Source organism: Acinetobacter sichuanensis (assembly GCF_003024515.2).
In the GTDB taxonomy this organism is placed as follows: Bacteria; Pseudomonadota; Gammaproteobacteria; order Pseudomonadales; family Moraxellaceae; genus Acinetobacter; species Acinetobacter sichuanensis.
This window is the reverse complement of sequence record NZ_PYIX02000005.1, coordinates 94,465-119,815: the sequence shown is the minus strand read 5'-3', so window position 1 is coordinate 119,815 and position 25,351 is coordinate 94,465. Positions and strand designations below refer to the sequence as shown.

Sequence of the window (25,351 nt, the reverse complement as noted above, 5' to 3'; positions counted from 1 at the left end):
CTACTGAACTGGAGAATTTGTTTTATGGCGGTGCATATCTACTGCAGACTGCACTTCAATGACATCATCAAACCAATGACGTACGCCATCAATTTCCTGATAATCTTCATGCCCTTTTCCTGCAATCACAACAATGTCGCCTGATTGGGCATGTTTTACCGCATATTTAATCGCTTCACGACGATCACGGATTTCATGAACATCATGCTGACTAAAGTCAACATCACGTTTCATATCTGCAAAAATTTGTTCAGGATCTTCAGTACGCGGATTATCTGATGTGATGATGATCGGATTGGCTTGTTCCAAAGCAGCTTTGGTCATCAATGGACGCTTGCCACGATCACGATCGCCGCCACAACCAAACACTGCCCATAACTGATTTTCAACATGACGTTTCAGTGTCTTTAACACCTGTGTCAGCGCATCAGGTGTATGTGCATAATCCACCACAAACAAACGATCTGCATCACGAATTACCTGCATACGTCCAGGCGCACCTTTGAGCTTGGGTACATCTGCAATCAACTGTTTCAGATCAAAACCTGCCTGCTCTGCCACAATCAGACTGGCAACTAGATTTTCAATATTAAAATGTCCAAGCAAAGGACTATTCACCGTAAATTCGCCTTTGCTTGTCTTTAAATGAAAAGATGCCCCTTCCAGACTGTACTTAATACCAAAAACCTGATAATCGGCAGCTTTAGAAGTAGAATAAGTCAATACTTTAGGATGTGATAAATTACTGCTTGCTGCATTGAGCATCACATCTGCATGCGCATCATCCATATTGATGACAGCCACTTTTAAAGTAGCAAACTTAAACAATAATGACTTGGCTTCAGCATAAGCCTCAAGCGTTCCATGATAATCAAGATGATCACGACTCAAATTGCTATATGCAGCAATTTCAATCTCACAGCCATTTAAACGCCCTTGCTCCAAACCATGTGAACTGGCTTCCAAAGACACAAATTCTGCACCATTTTTTGCAAATTGATGCAACGAATTTTGCATTTGCAATGCATCGAGTGTGGTGTGTGAAGATGCCTCAAGATTCGGTAAAATGCCGTTGCCTGTCGTTCCCATCACGGCACACTTTTTGCCTTGCAACATCAACAATTCTGCAACCAAACGAGAAATTGTGGTTTTACCATTGGTTCCAGTCACAGCTAAAATATGCGCTGTCTGTAAAGGCTGTGTTGCTTGTAAATACTGTTTTTGCCACTGCCCCATACGCTGACGCACATCAGGACAAATCCATGCATTTTCAATCCCAAGATCAGTCTCACTGATCACCGCCAAAGCACCATTTTGTAAAGCAGACTGTGCAAATTGGAGCGTTTTTTCAGGCTGAGAATAACTGGTTAAAGCAATGAAAATTTGCCCTTGCTGAATCTCACGGCTGTCTAGACTAAATCCATGAAAAGGCTCAGACATCCAAGCTTTTGGGTTTTCAACATCATTAATGTCTTGGAAATGAATCATCATTCACCTATTTGGATGGATTTACAGAATCTAAAGGTTTATCAAGAGGCACGTTCAATAAACGCAAAGACTCTTGCATAATTTTTGCAAAAACAGGGGCTGCAACGAGACCACCATAATATTGCCCACGTGGGTTTTCTACGACGACAATAATTGCTAAACGTGGGTCGCTAATTGGTGCAACCCCTGCAAATAAAGCACGGTATTCCGTATTTGAATAACCACGATGATCAGGACGTAATTTATGTGCTGTTCCTGTTTTACCGCCAACACGATAACCTGGAATATTGGCTTGTTTTGCTGTACCACCAGGCATGGTGACTTGCTCTAACATTAACAACACATCATCAGCGATTTTTGGCTCAAGCACTTGTTTGCCTTGAGGTTGATCATCCAACTTATATAAACTCAATGGATATTCAACACCATGATTTGCCAACATGGCATAACCTTGTGCCAACTGTAAAATTGTTGCATTTAGACCATAGCCATAAGCCATAGTTCCAATTTGTGAAGAGTTTAATTTACTTGGCGGTAATACTAAACCACCACTTTCACCAGGGAATTTTACTGCTGAGCGCTGACCAAAGCCGACCTTTCTAAAGAAACTTGGTAATGCTTCTTTCGGTAAAGATAATGCAATTTTTGCTGACCCGACGTTAGATGACTTAATAATCACCCCTGTTACTGTCAGTGAACCATAGTTGTGTGTATCACGAATGGTATGTGAGCCTAAACGCATTGAACCTGGGCTGGTATTAACAATAGAATTTGGTGTGTATTTGCCACTTTCCAAACCTGCCGCAACTGTAAATGGCTTCATGGTTGAACCTGGTTCAAACATATCAATTGCACCACGGTTACGCATAGCATCTTTGTTTTTTAATCCATTTTTATCATTTGGATTATAAGATGGCCAACTGCCCATCGCTAAGATTTCACCTGTTTTTACATCGACTGCGATTGCAGAAGCTGAACGTGCATTATTGGCTACACCAACGGCTGTCAATTCACGATACATAATATATTGTAAACGCGAGTCAATACTCAGCGTGATATTTTCACCTGGGTTAACTTCTTTGACCACTTCAGGAATCGTAATACGATTACCATGTTTATCACGGGAAATCTTTTGTTCACCATCTTCACCTGCCAGACGCGTATTAAGCTGCATTTCTAGCCCCTCAATACCCGTGCCTTCACTATTGGTCAGTCCAATAATCTGCGCATTCGGTTGAGGTTGTGGATAATAACGCTTATAGGTTTTTTCCGAATAAACGCCAGCAAATTTACGCTCAGTAATTAAGTCAGCTTGAGGTGGTGGAACTTCTTTTTTTAATACCAAATAACGAGAACGCGGACGCTCTGCCAATTTTTTCTTTAAATCAGCACGATCAATGCCGACTGCATCAGCAAGTTCATCTAAATTTAAATTTTCATCAGGTAATTGACGTTTTAATTTACGGCTTTCAGGTGTTTTTTTCAGTTCTTCTGTGACTTTTTCAAACTGCGCTTTAGTCTCAAAATACTCACGTGGATCAATCACCACTTTCATAATTGGCGTACTAATTGCTAAAGGCACACCATGACGATCACTGATCACGCCACGCATCGCCTTCAACTTTTCTGTTCTTAAAATATTGGCATTCGCTTTATTTTGTAAAAAGTCTTTATTAATGACTTGCACATAAAAAGCTCGACCAACCAACATAATAAAACACAGTAAGACCACAGCCCACATCAAATAATAACGCCACATGTCTACAGCAACAGAAGGCTTAGCTGAAATAGACTGCTGTTTTTTTCTCGGCTGACGTGTTTGCTTGCTTTGCTTATCTACCATAACAGCTTGCCTATTTCTTCTGCTCAGTTTCGGACGGTAATGAAATCACGACGGTTTGCGCAGCAGCAGGAGAATACATTCTAAGTTGAGTCACTGCACGTGTACCAATTTGTGCTGTTGCACCAAAGGTTTGTTGTTCAATCAACAAACGTCCCCACTCTGCATTAATCGTTTCCCTTTCACGCATATAACCATTCAATTCACGAAAATCATGACGATAAGCAAATACTTGCAGTACAACCATAAATGCACTCACTAATACAGCAATCACTAAAATTGTGTATAGAATCGTTTTTTTAACTGCAAGTCGATGGCTTTGCTCTTCTACAATTTCTTCTTTCATTCTGCGCCTTTATGTTCTAAGCGTTCTGCAACTCGAAGCCAAGCACTACGTGAACGAGGATTTTCTTTCACCTCTGCATCACTTGCACGAATTCGGTCAACCTTTTTCAATCTACGTGTATCTTGCACTTTTTGTGGTAAACCCCAGCCATTATCTTCTGCTAATGTTGATTCTTTTTGAATAAATTGCTTAATAATTCGATCTTCTAAAGAATGAAAACTAATCACGGCTAAACGTGCATGATCTTTTAACAAATCTACCGCTTGGGGTAAGAATAAATGTACATCTTCTAATTCTTTATTGATTTCAATACGAATCGCCTGAAAAGTACGTGTTGCAGCGTGTTTATTTTTTTCCCACTTTGGATGAGCAACTTTTACAATTTCAGCCAATTGTCCTGTTGTTTCAATATAACCTGCATTTTTAATTGCTCTTGCAATACGACGACTATAACGTTCTTCGCCATATTGAAAAATAATATTGGCTAAATGCTCTTCCTCAACGTCAACCAACCATTCAGCAGCAGTTTGTCCTTGAGAGTTATCCATACGCATATCTAGGGGTCCATCTTTCATAAAACTAAAGCCACGATCTGCTTGATCTAACTGTGGCGATGACACCCCTAAATCTGCCATAACACCATCCACTTGATAAATATCAAGTTGATTCAGTTCTTGTTGTAAATCTGCAAAGCTGGCATGAATAATTTTAAAACGTGGATCTTCTTTTTCAAGTTGATATGCAACTTCTAAAGCTTGTGGGTCTTTATCAAAGGCATAAACACGTGCATTTTCATCTAATTTTGAGAGCAATAAACGGGTGTGTCCACCTCGTCCAAATGTCCCATCTACATAGATCCCCGTATTACGATTTGCGAGTAAAGCATCAACTGTTTCATGGAGTAATACAGAAATATGGGACATAACTATGCTTTCAATTCAATCAAAAAAGTAACTGCACATTATTACCTTGTTTTGTAAAAGCTCCAAACGACTTTTTGTAGGGAAATATTACTTTTTATAGAGAAAACCGTTTTAAAGTGATTTTTTAGCTAGGCTTCACTGTATTTCAGCTTAATGATGCAATTTAACACGCTGATTACCCTTCTATGCCTATCTGTTTTTCACTATTTCTTCTACTCAATTTATCAAATAAAAAACCTCCACGTATGGAGGTTTAAAACGCCTAAAAATTAACGTTTTGCATTATAAATCTGATCAAACACACCACCATTTACAAAATGTGTCTGTTGTGCTTTTGCCCATCCACCAAAGACTTCATCAATGGTAAATGTTTTTAATGCAGGAAATTGTTTTGCGTATTTTGCTAAAACTTTTTCATTACGTGGGCGATAAAAATGTTTTGCCGCCATTTCCTGACCAATTGGCGAATATAAATAGTTGATATAACCTGTTGCTAACCATTTATTTCCATTTTTTGCGACTGTTTTATCCACAATTGCAACTGATGGCTCAGTTAAAATTGACATAGATGGATACACAATATCAAACTTATCACCCAAGGTTTTTTTACTGATCATGGCTTCATTTTCCCAAGTCAGTAATACATCACCTATGCCACGCTCAGCAAAAGTTGTCATAGATGCACGTGCCGCAGGATCCATCACCTTTACGTTATGGTACATTTTAGAAACAAAATCACGAGCAGTCGTATCATTACCAGCTGGTTGTTTTAAAGCATATCCCCATGCAGATAAATAAATCCAACGTGGTAAGCCACCTGTTTTTGGATTTGGAGTAATGATTTGCACACCTGATTTTGTTAAGTCAGTCCAATCTTTAATATTTTTAGGGTTGCCTTTACGCACCATAAAAACGATCGTTGAAGTATAAGGTGCTGAGTTATAAGGAAACTCTTTTTCCCAACCCGCATTAATCTGACCTGATTTTACAATTTCATTAATATCATTTGCTAAGGCTAAAGTGACAACATCACCATTGAGACCATCGACAACTGCACGTGCTTGCTTACCTGAACCACCATGCGACTGTTTAAAATCAACAGTTTTACCTGTTCTTTTAAGCCAATATGCACCAAAAGACTTATTAAATTCATCGTAAAATTCACGTGTTGCATCATAAGATACATTTAAAAATTGACGATCGGCTGCTTGGGTTGCATTTGAAGTAACAGCAACACCTGTTGCAAGTAATGCAACTTGCAGCCATGTCTTAATTTGAGCTTTCATGACGTTTCAGCATTAAAATCTTGAATTATGATAAATATATGAAATCAAGAGATAAACCGCAATTTAATAATTTAAAAAGCAAATTCACTTTATAGATTACTAAAGTGTTAATTGTTTGTTTTATTTATAAAAATCCAATTAAAATTATTATATATCCACATTATAGGTTTTTCAGCTTTACTTATACAAAAACAGAATATAGAAATATTCTGTTTTGCCAGTCTCGATTTAAAGTTTTTATTTACTTTTCAGATGAAATTTGATCGTAAATCGCACCATTCACAAAATGAGTTTGCTGCGCTTTCGCCCATCCTCCAAATACATCATTGATTGTAAATAATTTAATTTTTGGAAATTTCGCTGCATATTTTGCAGCAACTTGAGCATTACGAGGACGGAAATGATATTTCGCCGCCAATTCTTGCCCTTGTGGTGAATACAAATAGTTTAAATAACCTTTGGCTAAATTACGATTGCCATCTTTATCAACATTTTTATCAACAATTGCCACAGAAGGTTCTGCCAAAATTGAAATAGATGGATAAATAATTTGATATTTATCCTTATCTGGTCCTGAAGTCGCCAAAATTGCTTCATTCTCCCAAGATAATAAAACATCACCTATGCCACGTTCAGCAAATGTTGTTAGAGAGCCACGTGCACCCGAATCTAAAACTTTGACATTTTTATATAAGTTTTTCACTAATTCTCGTGCTTTTGCATCATTACCACCTGGTTGCTTCAGCGCATAACCCCAAGCTGATAAATAAATCCAACGTGGTGCTCCACCTGTTTTAGGATTTGGTGTAATAATTTCCACACCAGGTTTGGTTAAATCATTCCAGTCTTTAATATTTTTAGGATTACCTTTACGCACTAAAAAAACCACTGTGGATGTATAAGGTGCAGAATTATTTGGAAACTCCTTTTGCCAATCTTTTTCAATTAATCCTGCTTTCACTATTTCATCAATATCATTTGCTAAAGCCAAAGTCACTACATCAGCTTGTAAGCCATCAATCACAGAACGTGCTTGTTTACCAGAGCCACCATGTGATTGTTTAAATTCAATATCCTGCCCTGTTTTAGACTTCCAAAACTGCCCAAAACTTTTATTATATTCTTGATAAAATTCACGTGTAGGATCATAAGAAACATTTAAGAAATCTTTTGTAGCATATACACTGACACTATTTAGCCCAACAAAACTCAACAAACTTACAAGTATAATTTTTTTCATTTCAATTCACATTTTAAATTTAATTTTTAGCACTTTATTATTTATTTTTTCACCTTACAATCATAAACTTATATCAATAAATAAGATTTATATCTATTATTTAGATATCATTTATACAGACTTATTTATACAAAATAGAACTTTGAAAAGTTGCAGCTAAAATGTATATTCCTTCACAATAAATACACATTTGTTTGCTAATAATAGTGCGCTCTTACAATTGAACAGCAAATTTTGATTCAAACTGCCCAATAATGTCATTTTTGTAATAATATGTGACGCTATTGTACATATTGTGACTATTTATGGTTAAAATAGCAGCGTGATAGAAAAATCTTAATGAAGAATAATGTCCTTGGTGGGGGGATATGACAATGAAACAACATAGCTTAAAATTATTTGCTTTAGGTCTTACTTTAGGCTTAAGCGTACAAGTCACTCAAGCAGCTGCGATTTCAACAAATCCAACACCTGTTAATTCATCTTCAGTGATTAGTGAAAAACAATCTCCAATTGAAAAAGCATTAAGTCAGCAAAAACGTGACAATAAATTAATCTCGACCCAAGACGAGCTTAAAGTTTTTGCATCATTAAAAGGAACAGCTTCGCAAAACTTTTTAGCAGAGCAACATCAACGCTTTTCACGTTTTGTACAAGCAATTTTCCAGCCACATAACTCTTAATTTAAATATATTTTAGTGTTCTAAGTTATTCTCCCCCAAAGAATGAATATGCCCGATTGTTTATTGGTGAATTAACCCTTAAGCGATTGGGCTTTTTCGTTATAATAGCCCTAATTTACATTCTGAATAATAGTTGATTATGACCATCCGTACTCGTATTGCACCTTCTCCAACAGGCTTCCCTCATGTAGGAACAGCATATATCGCCTTGTTTAACCTTTGTTTTGCAAAGCAACATGGCGGTGAATTTATTCTACGTATTGAAGATACTGACCAGCTACGTTCAACACCTGAATCAGAAAAAATGATTTTGGATTCTTTACGTTGGTTAGGTCTTAACTGGTCAGAAGGTCCAGATATTGGTGGACCACATGCACCTTATCGCCAATCTGAACGCATGGGAATCTATAAGCAATATGCACTTGATTTAGTTGAAAAAGGTCATGCTTTTTACTGTTTTGCAACGACTGAAGAACTAGACCAAATGCGTGCAGAACAACAAGCACGTGGTGAAATGCCTCGTTACGATGGTCGTGGCTTATTATTATCAGAAGAAGAAGTTCAGCGTCGTTTAGCGGCAGGTGAAGCACACGTTATTCGTATGAAAATTCCAACTGAAGGAATTTGCAAATTTAGTGACTTACTACGTGGTGAAGTAGAAATTCCATGGGCACAAGTGGATATGCAAATTCTACTTAAAACAGATGGCTTACCAACTTACCATCTTGCGAACGTAGTTGATGACCACTTAATGGAAATCACACATGTTATTCGTGGTGAAGAATGGATTCCATCCGCACCAAAACATCAATTACTTTACCAATATTTTGGTTGGGAAATGCCAGTACTGTGCCATATGCCTTTATTGCGTAATCCAGATAAATCTAAACTTTCTAAACGTAAAAATCCAACCTCTATCAACTACTATAAAAATATTGGTGTATTACCAGAAGCCTTGCTGAATTATTTAGGACGTATGGGCTGGTCAATGCCAGATGAGCGTGAAAAATTTACTTTAGCTGAAATGATTGAGCATTTTGATATTCAACGTGTGTCGCTTGGTGGTCCAATTTTTGATGTTGAAAAACTCAATTGGTTGAATGGTCAATGGATCAAAGGCTTAAGTCCTGCTGAGCTTTTAGATACCTTATTGGCATGGAAATCTGACCGTCAAACTTTAGAAGATATTGCTGCTGCAATTCAGCCTCGTATTAATTTACTTTCTGAAGCAGTCAATTGGGCAGGTTTCTATTTCAACCAATTTCCAACGATTAGCAAAGAACAGTTTGCAAGTAAAAAACTCTCTGAAGAACAAGTTCGTCAAAGCTTACAATTTGCAATTTGGCGTTTAGAAAGTATGTTCACATGGAATAATGACACGGTGAGCCAAACCTTAATGGACTTGGCAAACCAAATGGAAATTAAACTACGTGACTTTATGCCAACATTCTTTATTGCCATTGCAGGTTCAACTTCATCAACCCCAGTAATGCAATCTATGGTAACTATAGGTCCTGATCTTACCTTTGCTCGTTTACGCCATGCTTTAGAAATTGTTGGTGGTCCGAGCAAAAAAGAAGCAAAAGTGTGGGAAAAACTCAATGAAAGCTTAAAATTGCCGAAAAATGATGCAGTTGATGAAGCATAAGTTATTTTTTAGTTGACGCATGGGCATTATATCCCTAATATAGCGCCCATACAGAGAGACGGTTGAAAAACTTATCCTGTTGCCTCACAAGTTCCTATCGTCTAGAGGCCTAGGACATCGCCCTTTCACGGCGGTAACCGGGGTTCGAATCCCCGTAGGAACGCCAAATTCAAAAAAGCCACTGACATATTCAGTGGCTTTTTTATTGCCAAAAATTTTTGATTTTGATGACAATCCGCTAAAATCAAAATAATAAAATATTTGTGGAGTTGTAATGCAGTATCGTTGCCCAAAATGTCAAAGCCCTAAAATTTTACCTGTTGCTGATGCACAAACCCCAGCAGTACGCCCTGTTGTACCTAAAAGCCTTGTTGTCTTAATTCCAGCAATTTTTGTTTTATTACTCTTGGTCATTATCAGTATTGCATTATGGTTATTTGGCGATGGCGCAGGTCAAACCCTACAAATTGCAACTGTGGTCGTTTTTTTACTTTGTGTTGTTGCAGGGATTTTTTTCTGGCGTGATCTGCCCGATTTTAAAATCTCCATGCAATCATTTATGAGTGCCAACAAACACTGGAAATGTCGTGAATGCCAGCACGATTGGCATATTTAATCTATAAAAATAAAGACTCACATCAACTTAATGTGGATGTGAGTGTCCAGAATCTTTTTGATCATGCGCTATATCAGGCTGATGTGAATGCACAGCACAAGCATCATCTTCGATTTGCAAAGTCATTTCAGTAATACCATGCTCATGACTAAGTAATTCTAAAGCTTCCTGATAAAGTAAGTTACGATCTGCTTTTGGTGCAAAAAGGTGAACCGTTAAATGGACATTTTTTGATGTAATCGCCCAGACTTTCAGTTGGTGAATATTCTCAACCCCTTTTAAAGCCAATAGATCTTGTCGCAATTTTTCAATATCAATTTCTTCAGGTACACCTTCTAACAAAATATTGATACTTTGCTTTAACAACACCCATGCTCGAGGTAAAACCCAAAAACCAATCAATACTGCAATAATGGTATCTAGCCATACCCATCCAGTGAAATAAATCAAGATCGCTGCGATAATCACACCCACCGAACCCAAAGCATCACTCAGAACTTCCAAATAAGCACCTTTGACATTTAAGCTGTCTTTAGCACTCGACATGAGTATTTTCATAGAAATTAAATTGATGATTAATCCTACAACAGCAACGGCAAGCATGCCTAAGCTTTGAATTTCAGGAGGATTGCTAAAACGTTGAAAAGCCTCATAAAGGATATAAATTGCAACCATAAACAACATAGATGCATTAAATAAAGCAGCTAAAATTTCAAAACGCTGGTAACCAAAAGTTCGCTTATCATCCGCAGGTAACTTACCCACTTTAATCGCCACCAAAGCAATCGCCAGTGCTGCTGCATCAGTAAACATATGTGCTGCATCAGACAATAACGCTAAACTTTGCGTTATAAATCCAGCAATCACTTCAATAATTAAAAAAGTGGTGGTGAGTATGAGTGCAAAAGTCAGTTTTTTTGCATTTTCTTCGGTAACGACTGCATGACTATGATCATGCCCATGATGCTCAGCCATTGATCTTCCTCAACTAAAATTCATATAGATAGATCTTTTTTAAACCACTTTGATTGTAGCGCTTCAATATTTAAAATAAACCATTTCCAATGATTAAATTTCAACCTTTTTCATTCATGTTCTTATTCACGTTTTTCTGGATAAATGAAATATAAGTCACTGATTTTTTAAATAAAAATTTAACCTTAAGTTGAATTTAAATAAAAAAATATTACAAAATAATAAGATATAATATTTAAAATCATATTTTTTATGATTTATTTTACAATTTTTTCTATTTAAATAAACTGATTAAATACCATTTTTAAGTCTCACTGCTTTATATAATGCACTTTAATTGATTGAATATTCAATCAATTTACATACCTTTTATCCTTTTATATAAAAACTCATACATTTATATATTGACAAATTACAATTTATTATTTGAAAAACATAAAAAAATAGATACATTAGACATATACAAACTAAATTTCTAGTTTGATATTTCATAGCTTTGTTAATGGATTAGCAAGGAGGTTTATATGTTAGTACATATTTTAAAACGCTTTTTGGGAAATAATTCATCACATTCAATTGCTCCAACCAATATGAAAGATGAGGTCTCAATTAAGCACCCATTACACGCTGCTTTAGCAGATGAACAAAATACTCGTAACATCATGTGGGGATACCTACGTGCGGCTTTACGTGGTGATCAAGAAGCCCAATATCAAATGGGATTGAACTATCTGAATGGTCAGTTCGGTTTAGATCGCAGTTATATTCATGCCGAAAAATGGCTTGAACAAGCAGCACACCAAGGTCACCCTTTTGCGAAGGAAGAACTTAAAAAAGCATATAATCAATTAGCATTTTCATAATCGTCATAAACCGAATTTAATTATTCTGATATGGGTCAATATCAAGGATAATTTAAGCAAAAAGTTTAAAATAAAAATATTATTCTCAATTTGGCAAAGCTTAATATAAGATTTGCCAAAAAAACATCTGAGAAAGCGAAAATATTATTTTTTTGCTTTCTCATATTTAATAACTTATTGTCTGGCGAGTACAATAAAATGGATTTTAATAAATTACATAATCATATAAAAAAATCTATTCTTTCTTATTTAGCAACACGTATTGCTCTACAAGCGCAGCATTTTTCTGGAGCCTTTTTAAGTTATCAACGTGCGAAATATTTTGAACATTTGTCTTTAAATAGCTTCTCAGCCATTTCTAATTTAAAACTTGAGGAAAATCAAGATAGCTATCAACGCAATGCTGTTTGGTATTTTTTAAATGCAGCCTTACAAGGCTATAGTACCGCACAATTTAAACTTGGTATGTTGTACTTAAATGGTCAGCTCGGTCTAGATTCGAACGAAATACAAGCTTTAAGATGGTTAAATTTAGCAGCAGATCAAGGTCATCTTGAAGCACAGCACGAAATTTCAAAAATAATACGACCTTCTTAAAATCATTATTTTGTGATGCTTACCATGATGATGCTAATAGATCATTCAAACTGATAAATTTCATATCATAAAAAACCAGCTCGAAGGCTGGTTTTTTTAATTTCAAAAGAAGGGATTAAACACCAATTTTGCGATACTTTTGACGTTTGGCAACAAGATCATCACCATCACGTTTGCGACGGTATTCTTCAAACTCGGCATAGTTACCTGTGAAGAATTCAGGTGTTTCACCTTCAAATGACAAGATGTGTGTTGCGATACGGTCAAGGAACCAACGGTCATGCGAGATCACCATCACAGTACCTGGGAATACAAGAATCGCATCCTCAAGTGCACGTAAGGTTTCGATGTCCAAGTCGTTTGATGGTTCATCGAGTAAGATCACGTTTGCGCCCATTTGCAGGATTTTTGCAAGTTGTAAACGGTTACGCTCACCACCTGACAACTGACCTACACGTTTTTGCTGATCCTGACCTTTAAAGTTAAAGCGACCAATGTACGCACGAGATGCAATTTCATATTCACCAATACGCAGGATATCCAGACCGCCAGAAACTTCTTCCCAAACAGTTTTGTTATTATCCAGCGTGTCACGAATCTGACCGACATAAGCGACTTTAACTGACTCACCCAACACCACAGAACCTGTATCTGGTTGTTGCTCGCCCGTCATCATACGGAATAGTGTGGTTTTACCTGCACCATTCTCACCCACGATGCCGACAATTGCAGCAGGTGGTACAACGAATGATAAATCTTTATAAAGCGTACGATCACCAAATGATTTGCTGATGCCTTCAACTTCTACAACCTTATTCCCCAGACGTGGACCAGGTGGAATATAGATTTCAGAAGTTTCGTTACGCTGTTGGAATTCACGTGAGTTAAGCTCTTCAAAGCGTTCCATACGTGCTTTGTTTTTCTTTTGCTGACCTTTGGCATTTGAACGAACCCATTCAAGTTCTTTTTTCAATGCTTTCGCAAAAGATTCTTCTTGCTTATTCTCTTGCTCTAAGCGGGCATTTTTCTGCTCTAACCAAGAAGAATAGTTACCTTGATAAGGAATACCCATACCACGGTCAAGCTCAAGAATCCACTCAGCTACGTTGTCTAAAAAATAACGGTCATGCGTAATCGCAACGATTGTACCCGCAAAATCTTTAAGGAAACGTTCTAACCAAGCAACAGATGAAGCATCTAAATGGTTCGTCGGTTCGTCCAGAAGCAACATGTCTGGCTTAGACAGCAATAAACGACATAATGCAACACGGCGACGCTCACCACCAGACAACTTAGATACATCTGCATCCCAAGCAGGTAGGTTTAATGCAGCCGCCGCTTGATCCATTTGATTCGATAAGTTGTGTGCATCCCACGCATGGATAATGGCTTCCAACTTTTCTTGCTCTTTTGCAAGTGCATCAAAGTCAGCATCTTCAGCCGCATATTCAGCAAATACTTCGTCAAGACGAGCCAAAGCATCCAATGGTTCACGTAAACCATCTTCAACGTTACCACGCACGTCTTTTGTTTCATCTAAAGGTGGCTCTTGCTCAAGGTAGCCGATTTTGATGCCCGGTTGAGCACGTGCTTCACCTGAGAAATCTTTATCTACGCCAGCCATAATACGGAGTAAGGTTGATTTACCTGCACCGTTTAAACCAAGCACACCAATTTTTGCACCTGGAAAGAATGATAAAGAGATGTCTTTTAAGATTTCGCGCTTAGGCGGAACCATTTTCGACACACGGTTCATCGTGTAAATATATTGGGCCACGCAGGACTCCTCAATAGAAAACCAAATGGTGGAGTTTGCATTCTGCTTTAAAATTCAAAGCATTTGCCAACTCCCTGCTCAATGAGCAAAAAATCAATCGCTGCATTATACGATGAAAGTCCTGAAAACATAAGGCATGTCATTCATATGGCATAGAATGTTACAACAATTCTTGTGCTTAAATTTAAAACAGAACCTGACCGACTGAACACTTTACATGATTTAATGACGGATAATTATCTATATGATTTTTTGTGATAAATATTCGCAATATTTGCGCTTTATTTCATATTCATAAATGCTAAACTGATTTTTATATTTAACTCACGAAGATGATATAACCATGACATATAAGGACGAAACCCTCGCCATTCACGCAGGCTATTCACCAGAAGCCACCACCAAAGCTGTGGCTGTGCCTATTTACCAAACCACTTCTTATGCTTTTGATGATACTCAACACGGCGCAGATTTGTTTGACTTGAAAGTTCAGGGCAATATTTATACCCGTATTATGAACCCAACCACTGCTGTTTTAGAGCAACGTCTTGCTGCACTTGAAGGGGGCATTGGGGCTTTGGCTTTGGCTTCGGGTATGTCTGCCATTACGTATTCAATTCAGACCATTGCAGAAGCAGGTGACAATATTGCATCGGTTTCAACACTTTATGGCGGAACTTATAATCTGTTTGCCCATACATTGCCTAAACAAGGCATTGAAGTTCGTTTCTTCGATTATCAAAATCCTGAAGCTTTACGTGGCTTAATTGATGAAAAAACCAAATTGGTTTTTGTTGAATCAATTGGTAATCCATTGGGCAATATCATTGACCTTGAAGCGATTTCAAAAATTGCCCATGAATACGGTGTACCTGTGATCGTAGACAATACCGTTGCTACACCTGCCCTACTCAAACCATTTGAACATGGTGCGGACATTGTGGTGCATTCATTGACCAAATATATTGGTGGTCACGGCAACTCGATTGGTGGTGCGATTGTAGACAGCGGTAAATTCCCTTGGGGTAAATATCCTGAACGTTTTAAAGTACTGAATACGCCTGATCCAAGTTATCATGGTGTCAACTATGTGGAAGCTTTAGGCGAAGCGGCATATATTGCACGTGCACGTGTGGTGCCACTACGTAATACAGGCGCTGCAATCAGCCCACTCAGTGTATTTTTAATTTTACAAGGTTTGGAAACACTGAACTTGCGTATCGAGCGTCATACCTATAACGCTCAGAAAGTCGCTGAATATTTAAAATCACATCCTAAAGTAAAATGGGTCAACTATGCGGGTCTGACGGATCATCCTCAGCATGCTTTGGCTCAAAAATATGTCAAAGGCAAACCATCAGGGATTTTATCCTTTGGTGTACAGGATGGGCGTGAAGGTGGAACTCGCTTTATTGATGCCTTGCAACTGTTCACTCGTTTAGTAAATATCGGTGATGCAAAAAGTCTGGCATGTCACCCTGCGACAACGACCCATCGCCAGCTCAATGAAGATGAACTCAAAGCTGCGGGCGTCAGCATTGATATGGTGCGCTTGTCTGTCGGGATTGAACATATTGATGATTTAATTGCAGATTTGGCACAAGCACTCGACAAAGTATAGTTTTCACACACTTAAAAGACCTGAACTCAGGTCTTTTTTGCTTTTTAGTCATACTCCATGTATGTTGATCATTCTATTATAAAAATTTAAAAAATAGAGCTTTTACTCTAAAAATTACTTTGTATTCATATATTTATTTATAGTGTTTCTTGTTTTTTCGGTTAAACTTGCCGCTCAATTTATTGATCACCCACCCATAATTTCATTGCATATTTAATTTACAGGGAAATAAATATGAATAAGAAACTACAACAGCTTTTCCAACAAAAAGTACAGGATAAAGTCGTTTTAATTACAGGCGCATCGAGTGGTATTGGATTGACTGTTTCAAAACAGCTTGCAGCAGCAGGAGCACATGTACTTTTAGTTGCGCGCACAGAAGAAACACTGAAAGAAGTCCAAGCCGATATTCAAGCCAATGGCGGAAAAGCTGATATTTTTCCATGTGATTTAAATGATATGGATGCAATTGATGCGGTATCTAAACAAATTATCGCCTCTGTAGATCATATTGATATTTTAATTAATAATGCTGGACGTTCAATTCGTCGTGCAGTACACGAATCTGTTGATCGTTTTCATGATTTTGAACGCACCATGCAGTTAAATTATTTTGGTGCTGTACGCTTAGTTTTGAATATTTTACCGCAAATGATGCATCGTAAAGATGGACAGATCATCAATATCAGTTCCATTGGTGTCTTAGCAAATGCGACTCGTTTTTCTGCTTATGTCGCTTCCAAAGCTGCTTTAGATGCTTTTAGCCGCTGTTTATCTGCTGAAGTACATTCACATAAAATTGCCATTACTTCTGTTTATATGCCTTTGGTGCGCACACCCATGATTGCACCAACCAAAATCTATAAATATGTTCCTACGCTTTCTCCTGAACAAGCAGCAGACTTAGTGGCATATGCGATTGTAAAACGTCCGAAAAAAGTTGCCACCCATCTTGGACGTTTAGCCTCTATTACTTATTCAATTGCACCAGATATTAATAATAAACTGATGTCGATTGGCTTTAATTTATTCCCAAGTTCAAGTGCTTCGGTAGGTAAAAAGGAAAAGTTAAATCTCGTGCAAAAAGCATATGCACGTTTATTTCCGGGCGAGCACTGGTAATATTCTTTTTCTTAAATCTAAAAAAAACCGCCTACAGGCGGTTTTTTTTGAAGCACATTAAGATCAAAGAAATTCGACTTTTCCTGTATTTACATCATAAATTCCACCAATAATACCCACTTCACCTTGCTCAACCATGGTTCTTAATACATCACTATTTTGTAAAATATAAGCAATATTATTTTTAACATTCGTCAAAGTAACAGCATGTACAAAATTAGAAGTTAACTGATACGTTGTCATTTCTTTATGTACAGTTTCAGCAGCTTGCATAATTGGTTTTAAAAAATACTGTACATTTGGTGTCTCTTTAACTTGTTTAATATCCATATTTTGTTGATACATTTGACATGCGGCAGTCACTGCGCCACAGTCAGTATGCCCCAACACAAGAATCAGCTTTGATCCTTTACTTTTACAAGCAAATTCCAACGATCCCAAAACCTTTTGCCCTGCAATATTACCAGCGATACGTAAACTAAATAAATCACCAATCCCCACATCAAAAATTCGTTCTGTTGGTGCACGTGAATCCATACAACCTAAAACAGCCGCAAATGGATGCTGACCAGACTGCGAAGTGACTTGAATCTGACGTGCAATATTGTGATGCAAACGCTCATGATTCACAAAACGCTGATTACCCTCTTTGAGCAACTGCAATACTTGCGATGGGGTCAACTGACGCTGTACCTCAGAGGTCGAAACATTGATATCCAGTTCCTCTTCTACAATTTCTGGATAATGCGATTTGAAACCAATCAATTTAAAATTAATTTGATGTTTTTGTGCTCTCTCATCTTTAAAATCTTTAATGACTTGATAAACATCAGGATCTATATAGTAAGTATTTGATGCATCAACAATAACCGTTTCACCATCCTGAATTTTATCTAAAGCAGAAACCAGTGCGGAACGATTTAAAAAACTAATATTCGGTGCAAGTTCAATACGGGTCAATTTACCATGTAAATGCGTTTCATGAATAATACGAACACCGCGCTTTAAATTATTTTTTAAAATAATCACAGCACTTAACACCAAGCCAATAATAATACCAACCAACAAATCTGTCGCAACAATTGCAACCACAGTGACAATAAATGGAAGAAATTGCTTCCATCCCTGTGAATATAAGCGCTTAAATAAATGAGGGCTTGCCAACTTAAAACCCGTTAAAATTAAGATCGCCGCTAAGGAAGAAAGTGGCACTAAATTAATCAGAGGGGTTAAAACTAACAGCGCTACAATCAACAAAACTCCATGAAAAATCGCAGAATTTTTGGTCTTTGAACCGCTGGTCGCATTGACTGAACTACGCACAATCACTGAGGTGATCGGCATACCACCAATCAAGCCTGATAAAGTATTACCAACACCTTGCGCCAATAATTCTCTATTTTGTGGTGAGGTACGTTTTTGCTGATCCATTTTATCGGCAGCTTCAAGATTAAGTAATGTTTCTAAAGAAGCAACCACAGCTAAAGTAATTGCTCCTGTATAAATCACACTATTATTCCAATAAGAAAAATCAGGAAAACTAAAAATTGTTTCAGTACCACTGATAATATTGGGTAAATGGATTAAATGTTCAGAACGTACAGCTAAACTTGAGCCAAATAAAGTAAATAAATAGTTCAATCCACCTGCTACCATCACTGCAAGTAATGCTGAAGGTAATGGCAGTTTTTTGAGTGGTGATTTGTCCCACAATAAAATAATTGCGATACTGATTAAGCCAATTAAACATGCGCCTGCATCAAATTTATTCAAAATGCTTTCAGTATTTGCAAGCCAACTCATTTTTAATAAGCTAATCTCCAAGCCAACCAAAATAGGAAATTGATTTAAAATGAGAATAATTCCAATCGCTGCTAACAATCCCAAAATAACATTTGTTGGAATAAAATTTGAAAATGTACCAACACGCAACACCCCAAAAACCATTTGTAGTATGCCAGCCAGTACAAGGCAAAATAGGAATGCTTGATAATTTCCATTTAAATGATCAAGTTGCGTCAATACAATAGCAGCCAAACCTGCGGCAGGTCCTGATACACTAATATGTGAGCCACTTAAAAAACCAACAACAATCCCCCCGATCACCCCTGCAATAATGCCTGAAATCAATGGTGCTCCAGAAGCACTGGCAATTCCTAAACATAAAGGTAAAGCAACTAAAAAAACAACTAATCCTGAAAGTAAATCACTCGGATAAAACTTCTTATTAACGCTAGATTCGTGACTCATTTTGTTCTCTATTGTTTAAGTCAAAATATATAAAATGTGTTTGTTCCATTGCAAAATTGATGACATAACAATGGCTATTTATTTTTAATTAATATGTTTAATCAAAATAAAACATAATTGAAAAATGCCCCCCTCTTTTCATTTATTTTATTTATTAATTTAACATTTTTTACTAAAAATTTGAATCACTTATCATTAAATTTTAAAGAATTAGTTTAGCTAAAATATAAAAAAGCCTCAAAAGAGGCTTTTTTATTTAACATTTTTTACACTACAGTTCTGTTACTTATTTAGAGCCTTTAATCCCTGCTTGTAACAACAACGCACCTAAACCACCAATTTTATTTTCTTGAGGTTTAGCTGTTTGAGGCTTTTTGTCATGACGTGGTGCTTTGTCTTTATTGTCATGGCGTGCATGTTGCGGACGATCACCTTGAGGACGTTTGCCCTGAGGTTTACGCTCGCCACGTTGTTCGCCATTAGCATTATTAAACTCACGCTTTTGACGTGGTGCTTTCGCTGGCGCTTCTGAACCTTCAGGACGCATCGACATATTGACACGATTACGTTCAGCATCCACAGTCAATACACGAACTTGTACAATTTGACCTGGTTTCACGACTTTATGCGGATCAGAAACGAATTCATTGGCAAGTTCAGAAATATGAATCAAACCATCCTGATGCACACCCACATCGACAAATGCACCGAAGTTCGTCACATTCGTGATCACACCTTCAAGCTGCATACCTTCGGTTAATTGGCTGACTTGGGTAATGTCTTCACGGAATTTTGCTGTACGGAATTCTGGACGTGGGTCACGACCTGGTTTTTCCAGTTCGCTTAATACGTCTTGAATCGTTGGTAAACCTACTGTTTCATCAACAAATTCTTCAGCATTGACCTGACGAATGATTTCAGTATTGCCAATGATGTCTTTTACCGTTGTTGCTTTTGCTTCAACAATCTTGTTCACTAGACCATAAGACTCTGGGTGAACAGAAGATGCATCTAATGGCTCAGAACCATCCTGAATACGTAAGAAACCTGCCGCTTGCTCAAAGGTACGCTCACCCAAACGAGGCACATTTTTCAATGCCTGACGGTTATCAAAACGACCATTTTCTTTACGGAATTCCACAATTTGCTGTGCAATAGCTTTGTTCAAACCTGCGATATAACCCAAAATTGCAGGAGATGCAGTATTGACATCAACACCAACCGCATTCACACAATCTTCAACCACTGCATCGAGTGTTTTCGCCAAATTGGTTTGGTTCACATCATGTTGATACTGACCTACACCAATCGATTTAGGATCAATCTTCACAAGTTCAGCTAAAGGATCTTGTAAACGACGTGCAATAGACACTGCACCACGAATCGAAACATCAAGTTCAGGAAGCTCAGCAGATGCCAATTCTGACGCTGAATAAACTGACGCACCTGCTTCAGAAACAGTCACACGAGTCATTTTCAGATCAGCATTTGCAGCCATCATTTCAGCAATCACAGCTTCAGTTTCACGGCTTGCAGTACCATTACCAATGGCGATTAAATCGACATTGTATTCACGGCAAAGACGAGCAAGTTCAGTAATTGAACCTTCTTTATCTTCTTTCGGCGCAAATGGATAAATCGTGCTATGTGCCAACACATCGCCTGAGTTAGAAACAACAGCCAGTTTCACACCAGTACGAATACCAGGGTCTACACCCAATGTTGTACGTGAACCCGCAGGTGCAGAAAGTAACAAATGACGTAAGTTTTCTGCAAAAACATCCATCGCTTCTGATTCGGCAGCAAGACGTTTTTCAGTTAACAATGAATGCTCAATCGTTGGACGAGCTTTACCTAACCAAAATAATTTCGCAGTTTGTTTTAGGAAATCCTGACGAGATTGTGGCTGTACAGTCTCTAAATCATATTCAGTTTCAATACGTGTCAATGGTGCATTGTCTTCACCATCCACTTTTAAACCTAAAACATTTTCTTGACGACCACGAAGCATCGCCAATAAACGATGTGAAGGGACTTTATTTAAGTTTTCAGTGAAATCGAAGTAGTCACGGAATTTTTTACCAACTTCTTTTTTCTCATCTGAAGCCACTAAGCTTTTTAGCACTGCAGTTTTTGCAAATGTTGCTTTTAGCTCTGTAGTCAACGCAATATTTTGCGCCCAATCATCAATAATAATGTGCTGAATGGCATCAAGTTGGCTTTCAACATCGGCATAATCTTCATGGCTAAAACCTGCCAATGCTTCAGTTGGATCCACATTTTCTGCAATAATTTTTTCAGCAATAGCACCAAGCCCTGCTTCTTTTGCTTTAAATGATTTACTGGTACGTTTTGGACGGTACGGTGCGTAAATTTCTTCTAATGCATTTTTTGTTTCTGCTGCATTTACACGTGCAAGTAGATCATCAGATAATTTATTTTGTTCTTTTAACGACTCAATGACTTTTTCACGGCGTTCAAATAAATCACGTAAATAAACAAGTCGTGTGTCAAGTTGACGTAGTTGAATGTCATCTAAACCCTGCGTTACTTCTTTACGGTAACGTGCAATAAATGGAACACTAGAACCTTCATCAATCAGTTTAATGGCAGCTTCTACTTGGTTTGTTCGTACGGCAAGCTCACTTGCCAACTGCTGAACTAAGTCAGTCATCGTGTTTAATTCCACAAGGATAAGGACTAAAAGTTAGTGATTATAAAGACCAAGACCATAAAATCCACAATTGTTTTGCAAATTAGTAGTGAAAAAATTGATAAAAGGTCATATTTCTGGTTTTTTCATCGTGTAATCACATAATTCTGGCATTATTTTATCATCTATATTTTTATTTAATGTGACTAACAGCTTCGATTATTTCATTCTTTTTCGTTATTCTTGTCCAGAAAAGCAATTTTAAGCAGTTAAATCATGGCAAAAGAGGCGATGATCTTGCATTTAAATGAGAAAAAAATCTCATCTATAATCGTTCATTTTAGTGATATATTTCAATCATTCTTGTTTTATGAATATTTCCAATATCACAACACGGTTTCAGATGACAAGAAAGTTTCAATTACATCTATTGAAAGAAATACTTATACTAAAATGATTGAAAATTTTGTTTGCAATAGATCACGTTTTTTATTTATAAACATAGAATCATTCTAAATATTGCTTGGTGTTGTTTTTTGGTTTAAAAACAGGCTTAGAATTGTAATTTTGAGCAAATTGATACATAGTCTTAACAAGAACTTAGGCATTATACTGAGATTACGATATTTATAATTTACAACATTAAGGGAGTGCATCATGAGTTTAGTTGTACCTGCTGAAAATACAGATGTCGTACAAAATGAAACTGACCGTGTCGAACGCATTTTAGTTGTCGATGATGATGTGCGTTTACGTACCCTTTTGCAGCGTTTCTTGGAAGATAAAGGCTTTGTGGTGAAAACAGCCCACGATGCCACTCAAATGGATCGTTTATTACAACGTGAATTATTTTCATTGATTGTTTTAGACTTCATGCTTCCTGTAGAAGATGGTTTAAGCATTTGTCGTCGTTTACGTTCATCTAACATTGACACACCGATCATCATGCTAACCGCACGTGGTAGTGACTCAGACCGTATTGCTGGCTTAGAAGCGGGCGCTGATGACTATTTACCAAAACCATTTAACCCAAATGAGTTGTTGGCACGTATTCGTGCAGTTTTACGTCGCCAAGTGCGTGAAGTACCAGGCGCACCAAGTCAAAATGTTGAAGTGGTTTCATTTGGTCCATGGTCATTAGATTTATCTACACGTACCTTGACGCGCGAAGGTCAGGTTGTGACTTTAACGACAGGTGAATTTGCTGTACTCAAGGCTTTAGTACAGCATCCACGTGAACCTTTGACTCGCGATAAACTGATGAATCTTGCGCGTGGTCGTGAATGGGGTGCAATGGAACGTTCTATCGATGTTCAAGTGTCTCGTTTACGTCGCTTGATTGAAGAAAATCCAGCTCGTGCACGTTATATTCAGACGGTTTGGGGTGTGGGCTACGTCTTTGTTCCAGATGGTGCTGAATAAGTCACTCTGATTCATTGCTATGAGTCTATGTAAAAAAGTGCTGATCCTATTCTCTAGTTTGAATATCATCAGCATTTTTTTGCTTTTAGGTTGATCAATTTCTACCAATAACAATCATTATAGTTTTGCATTTGAGCAACTTTTTATCATTAGTTCATTACTTCTATCTAGCTTAAGTACTTTGATTTTATTTAATAAGTTAATTTTAACCAAGCTCATTTCTATTATTTTCAGTTTAGCTCTAGCTCATCTCAATCTTACGATTGGCTATCAATAATGGCTGAAACGAGCACAACCCAACATATTTGATCTTGACCTACACGCCACGTACATTACACTGAAATCAATCAAAATATTGCACAGCATTGGAATGCCACTGTGAAATTAGATCCAATCGACCCACAAGCTTTTTCAGAATTTTCGGCTTATCAAGAAAAGAAACGTACACCTTGGGAACGTTTCCTCGATAAAATCAAACCGCGTTCAGCAGCCATGCGCACAACAGTTTTGGTTTTATTTGTCGTATTTTTCAGTTTATTTATGTCTTTGTGGTTTTTTTGGAAAACCTTGTATTTACCTGAAATTCAACAACATGCACGTTTTTTAGCAGTTGAATTAGAAATGGTCAATAACCCACGTTTGCAGATTTATCATGATGAAGTTCAACTTGATATTGATGAATGGCTAAAACAGCGGGTAGGTGTTGAATACATCACTGATCCTAAAGAATATCCAAATGTAAAAGATAAAGTGATTGCTGACTTTTTTACTAATCGTATCGAGCATCAATTAGCACAAGAACTCGATATGAAAGATGTAACTGTGTATTTCCAATTTAAACCAAGCCCACGTATTTGGGTACAAACACCTGAAATGAATGGCAATTGGGTTCGTGAGCCATTGAAAACCTATGCAAATTATAGCCCTGAGCTCATTTTAGGTTGGCTTTTGGGTATTCCACTCATTGCAGCAGCCATTATTTTGACCTTGGTTCGACAGTTAAATCGACCATTACGCCGTTTGCAAAATGCAGCAAATAGCTACAGTAAAACAGGAAAAGTGCCCTATCTGGAAACGAACCATGGACCTCAAGAAATTCGTGAGGTAAACCAAGCATTTAACCATATGATTTACACCTTGGAGCAAACTGAACGTGATCGTCAAATCATGCTCGCAGGGATTTCTCATGACTTACGCACCCCACTGACCCGTATCCGTCTCAGTGCTGAAATGATGCCTGACGAAGACTTTTTAAAAGAAGGCTTAATTTATGATGTTGAGGATATGGATGCAATTTTAAATCAGTTTATTTCTTATATGCGTGATGGTTCAGATGAAGAATTACAAGAAACGGATATCAACAGCCTTTTGCAAGAGCTCAGCATTCAGTTTAAACCTTTAGATATCCGTTTCACTCCACATGAAATTCCAACAATTACAGCCCGCTCATTATCGTTAAAACGTCTGATTGGTAACTTGATTAACAACTCAAAACGCTATGGAGCTGAACCAATTGAACTGGCTGCCTATGTAGAAGGTGAGCAAATTAAAATCAGTGTTTCAGATCATGGTGAAGGGATTCCTGAAGATCAAATTGCAGATCTGATGCAACCTTTTGTACGTGGAAATGCTGCAAGAACTGTACAAGGCAGTGGTTTAGGCTTGGCTATTGTAAAAAGAATTGTCGATATTCATCAGGGTCAACTCGATATTCACAATCGTTCAGAAGGCGGTTTACAGGCAATTATTTCCTTACCCATTTCCCCAGTAGAGCCAGAAGAAAATCCAAATCACAATCCAATTCAAAAGATTAAACAAACATTGAGTGATCGTTTTTAACTATTGCTCAATAAAGAAACACTTAGTATTGTTTGTTTAACAAACAGGTACTATTATTTCCTTTTAAAATAGCAACTTAAAAACCATCACCAAAATTTATACCCACATTTACTGAAAAAATTAGACCTTAGCATTAGAGGCATGCACAATTTACTTTTAGGG

Annotated in this window: 19 protein-coding genes and 1 tRNA gene; 10 read left to right on the top strand and 10 right to left on the bottom strand. The window is 37.4% G+C overall.

Going from position 1 to position 25,351, the window contains the following annotated elements; genetic code table 11:
- The 6 genes from C9E89_RS05285 to C9E89_RS05260 form a co-directional block, all read right to left on the bottom strand.
- On the bottom strand, positions 1–1,491 hold the full coding sequence (locus C9E89_RS05285) for a UDP-N-acetylmuramoyl-L-alanyl-D-glutamate--2,6-diaminopimelate ligase (RefSeq protein ID WP_107007166.1): 1,491 nt from the start codon (positions 1,489–1,491) through the stop codon (positions 1–3).
- Positions 1,492–1,495: 4 nt separating this feature from the next.
- On the bottom strand, positions 1,496–3,331 hold the full coding sequence (gene ftsI, locus C9E89_RS05280; RefSeq protein ID WP_107007167.1) for a penicillin-binding protein PBP3: 1,836 nt from the start codon (positions 3,329–3,331) through the stop codon (positions 1,496–1,498).
- Between the two features lie 10 nt (positions 3,332–3,341).
- The gene (ftsL, locus tag C9E89_RS05275; RefSeq protein ID WP_107007168.1) at positions 3,342–3,674 is read right to left on the bottom strand and encodes a cell division protein FtsL; all 333 of its coding nucleotides are present in this window, start codon (positions 3,672–3,674) and stop codon (positions 3,342–3,344) included.
- The gene (rsmH, locus tag C9E89_RS05270) at positions 3,671–4,597 is read right to left on the bottom strand and encodes a 16S rRNA (cytosine(1402)-N(4))-methyltransferase RsmH (RefSeq protein ID WP_107007169.1); all 927 of its coding nucleotides are present in this window, start codon (positions 4,595–4,597) and stop codon (positions 3,671–3,673) included. Before rsmH ends, ftsL begins: the two co-directional genes overlap by 4 nt.
- A 269-nt stretch (positions 4,598–4,866) precedes the next feature.
- Positions 4,867–5,883 (bottom strand): sulfate ABC transporter substrate-binding protein, encoded by a 1,017-nt coding sequence (locus C9E89_RS05265; RefSeq protein WP_107007170.1) that lies wholly within the window; start codon positions 5,881–5,883, stop codon positions 4,867–4,869.
- Positions 5,884–6,124: 241 nt separating this feature from the next.
- Positions 6,125–7,123: a sulfate ABC transporter substrate-binding protein gene (locus C9E89_RS05260; protein WP_107007171.1), complete on the bottom strand. Its 999-nt coding sequence runs from the start codon at positions 7,121–7,123 to the stop codon at positions 6,125–6,127.
- Between the two features lie 374 nt (positions 7,124–7,497).
- On the opposite strand from C9E89_RS05260, the gene C9E89_RS05255 reads away from it, so the two are divergent.
- The 4 genes from C9E89_RS05255 (at position 7,498) to C9E89_RS05240 (ending at position 10,070) form a co-directional block, all read left to right on the top strand.
- On the top strand, positions 7,498–7,806 hold the full coding sequence (locus C9E89_RS05255) for a hypothetical protein (protein ID WP_107007274.1): 309 nt from the start codon (positions 7,498–7,500) through the stop codon (positions 7,804–7,806).
- A gap of 139 nt (positions 7,807–7,945) precedes the next feature.
- On the top strand, positions 7,946–9,454 hold the full coding sequence (gene gltX, locus C9E89_RS05250; protein ID WP_107007172.1) for a glutamate--tRNA ligase: 1,509 nt from the start codon (positions 7,946–7,948) through the stop codon (positions 9,452–9,454).
- A gap of 90 nt (positions 9,455–9,544) precedes the next feature.
- A tRNA-Glu gene (locus C9E89_RS05245) sits at positions 9,545–9,620 on the top strand.
- Positions 9,621–9,728: 108 nt separating this feature from the next.
- The gene (locus tag C9E89_RS05240; protein ID WP_107007173.1) at positions 9,729–10,070 is read left to right on the top strand and encodes a hypothetical protein; all 342 of its coding nucleotides are present in this window, start codon (positions 9,729–9,731) and stop codon (positions 10,068–10,070) included.
- Between the two features lie 27 nt (positions 10,071–10,097).
- Here the strand turns inward: C9E89_RS05240 and C9E89_RS05235 are convergent, their stop codons facing one another.
- Positions 10,098–11,045: a cation diffusion facilitator family transporter gene (locus C9E89_RS05235; RefSeq protein WP_107007174.1), complete on the bottom strand. Its 948-nt coding sequence runs from the start codon at positions 11,043–11,045 to the stop codon at positions 10,098–10,100.
- Positions 11,046–11,569: 524 nt separating this feature from the next.
- On the opposite strand from C9E89_RS05235, the gene C9E89_RS05230 reads away from it, so the two are divergent.
- Together C9E89_RS05230 and C9E89_RS05225 are read left to right on the top strand one after the other, a co-directional pair.
- On the top strand, positions 11,570–11,908 hold the full coding sequence (locus tag C9E89_RS05230; RefSeq protein ID WP_107007175.1) for an SEL1-like repeat protein: 339 nt from the start codon (positions 11,570–11,572) through the stop codon (positions 11,906–11,908).
- A gap of 198 nt (positions 11,909–12,106) precedes the next feature.
- Positions 12,107–12,505, top strand: coding sequence for a tetratricopeptide repeat protein (locus C9E89_RS05225; RefSeq protein WP_107007176.1), 399 nt, complete (start codon positions 12,107–12,109; stop codon positions 12,503–12,505).
- Positions 12,506–12,620: 115 nt separating this feature from the next.
- Here the strand turns inward: C9E89_RS05225 and ettA are convergent, their stop codons facing one another.
- Positions 12,621–14,282, bottom strand: a complete 1,662-nt coding sequence (gene ettA / locus C9E89_RS05220) for an energy-dependent translational throttle protein EttA (protein WP_107007177.1) — start codon at positions 14,280–14,282, stop codon at positions 12,621–12,623.
- A gap of 343 nt (positions 14,283–14,625) precedes the next feature.
- On the opposite strand from ettA, the gene C9E89_RS05215 reads away from it, so the two are divergent.
- Both C9E89_RS05215 and C9E89_RS05210 read left to right on the top strand, forming a co-directional pair.
- On the top strand, positions 14,626–15,903 hold the full coding sequence (locus C9E89_RS05215; RefSeq protein WP_107007178.1) for an O-acetylhomoserine aminocarboxypropyltransferase/cysteine synthase family protein: 1,278 nt from the start codon (positions 14,626–14,628) through the stop codon (positions 15,901–15,903).
- 234 nt (positions 15,904–16,137) lie between these two features.
- On the top strand, positions 16,138–17,025 hold the full coding sequence (locus C9E89_RS05210) for an SDR family NAD(P)-dependent oxidoreductase (RefSeq protein ID WP_107007179.1): 888 nt from the start codon (positions 16,138–16,140) through the stop codon (positions 17,023–17,025).
- A 63-nt stretch (positions 17,026–17,088) separates the two neighbouring features.
- Here the strand turns inward: C9E89_RS05210 and C9E89_RS05205 are convergent, their stop codons facing one another.
- Positions 17,089–19,275 (bottom strand): solute carrier family 23 protein, encoded by a 2,187-nt coding sequence (locus C9E89_RS05205; protein ID WP_107007180.1) that lies wholly within the window; start codon positions 19,273–19,275, stop codon positions 17,089–17,091.
- A 286-nt stretch (positions 19,276–19,561) separates the two neighbouring features.
- Positions 19,562–21,949, bottom strand: coding sequence for a Tex family protein (locus tag C9E89_RS05200; RefSeq protein ID WP_107007181.1), 2,388 nt, complete (start codon positions 21,947–21,949; stop codon positions 19,562–19,564).
- Between the two features lie 636 nt (positions 21,950–22,585).
- On the opposite strand from C9E89_RS05200, the gene ompR reads away from it, so the two are divergent.
- Positions 22,586–23,350 (top strand): osmolarity response regulator transcription factor OmpR, encoded by a 765-nt coding sequence (gene ompR / locus C9E89_RS05195; protein WP_107007182.1) that lies wholly within the window; start codon positions 22,586–22,588, stop codon positions 23,348–23,350.
- 378 nt (positions 23,351–23,728) lie between these two features.
- Complete coding sequence (locus C9E89_RS05190; protein WP_107007183.1) at positions 23,729–25,189, top strand: ATP-binding protein; 1,461 nt, start codon at positions 23,729–23,731, stop codon at positions 25,187–25,189.
- Positions 25,190–25,351 lie beyond the last annotated feature (162 nt).

Excerpts from the sequence above, each read along its gene's own strand:
- C9E89_RS05200 (WP_107007181.1), bottom strand. The coding sequence starts at position 21,949 with ATGACTGACTTAGTTCAGCAGTTGGCAAGTGAGCTTGCCGTACGAACA.
- C9E89_RS05240 (WP_107007173.1), top strand. The coding sequence starts at position 9,729 with ATGCAGTATCGTTGCCCAAAATGTCAAAGCCCTAAAATTTTACCTGTT.
- ftsI (WP_107007167.1), bottom strand. The coding sequence starts at position 3,331 with ATGGTAGATAAGCAAAGCAAGCAAACACGTCAGCCGAGAAAAAAACAG.
- C9E89_RS05225 (WP_107007176.1), top strand. The coding sequence starts at position 12,107 with ATGGATTTTAATAAATTACATAATCATATAAAAAAATCTATTCTTTCT.
- ftsL (WP_107007168.1), bottom strand. The coding sequence starts at position 3,674 with ATGAAAGAAGAAATTGTAGAAGAGCAAAGCCATCGACTTGCAGTTAAA.
- C9E89_RS05265 (WP_107007170.1), bottom strand. The coding sequence starts at position 5,883 with ATGAAAGCTCAAATTAAGACATGGCTGCAAGTTGCATTACTTGCAACA.
- rsmH (WP_107007169.1), bottom strand. The coding sequence starts at position 4,597 with ATGTCCCATATTTCTGTATTACTCCATGAAACAGTTGATGCTTTACTC.
- C9E89_RS05210 (WP_107007179.1), top strand. The coding sequence starts at position 16,138 with ATGAATAAGAAACTACAACAGCTTTTCCAACAAAAAGTACAGGATAAA.
- ompR (WP_107007182.1), top strand. The coding sequence starts at position 22,586 with ATGAGTTTAGTTGTACCTGCTGAAAATACAGATGTCGTACAAAATGAA.
- C9E89_RS05230 (WP_107007175.1), top strand. The coding sequence starts at position 11,570 with ATGTTAGTACATATTTTAAAACGCTTTTTGGGAAATAATTCATCACAT.
- C9E89_RS05260 (WP_107007171.1), bottom strand. The coding sequence starts at position 7,123 with ATGAAAAAAATTATACTTGTAAGTTTGTTGAGTTTTGTTGGGCTAAAT.
- C9E89_RS05285 (WP_107007166.1), bottom strand. The coding sequence starts at position 1,491 with ATGATGATTCATTTCCAAGACATTAATGATGTTGAAAACCCAAAAGCT.
- gltX (WP_107007172.1), top strand. The coding sequence starts at position 7,946 with ATGACCATCCGTACTCGTATTGCACCTTCTCCAACAGGCTTCCCTCAT.
- C9E89_RS05205 (WP_107007180.1), bottom strand. The coding sequence starts at position 19,275 with ATGAGTCACGAATCTAGCGTTAATAAGAAGTTTTATCCGAGTGATTTA.
- C9E89_RS05255 (WP_107007274.1), top strand. The coding sequence starts at position 7,498 with ATGAAACAACATAGCTTAAAATTATTTGCTTTAGGTCTTACTTTAGGC.
- C9E89_RS05215 (WP_107007178.1), top strand. The coding sequence starts at position 14,626 with ATGACATATAAGGACGAAACCCTCGCCATTCACGCAGGCTATTCACCA.
- C9E89_RS05235 (WP_107007174.1), bottom strand. The coding sequence starts at position 11,045 with ATGGCTGAGCATCATGGGCATGATCATAGTCATGCAGTCGTTACCGAA.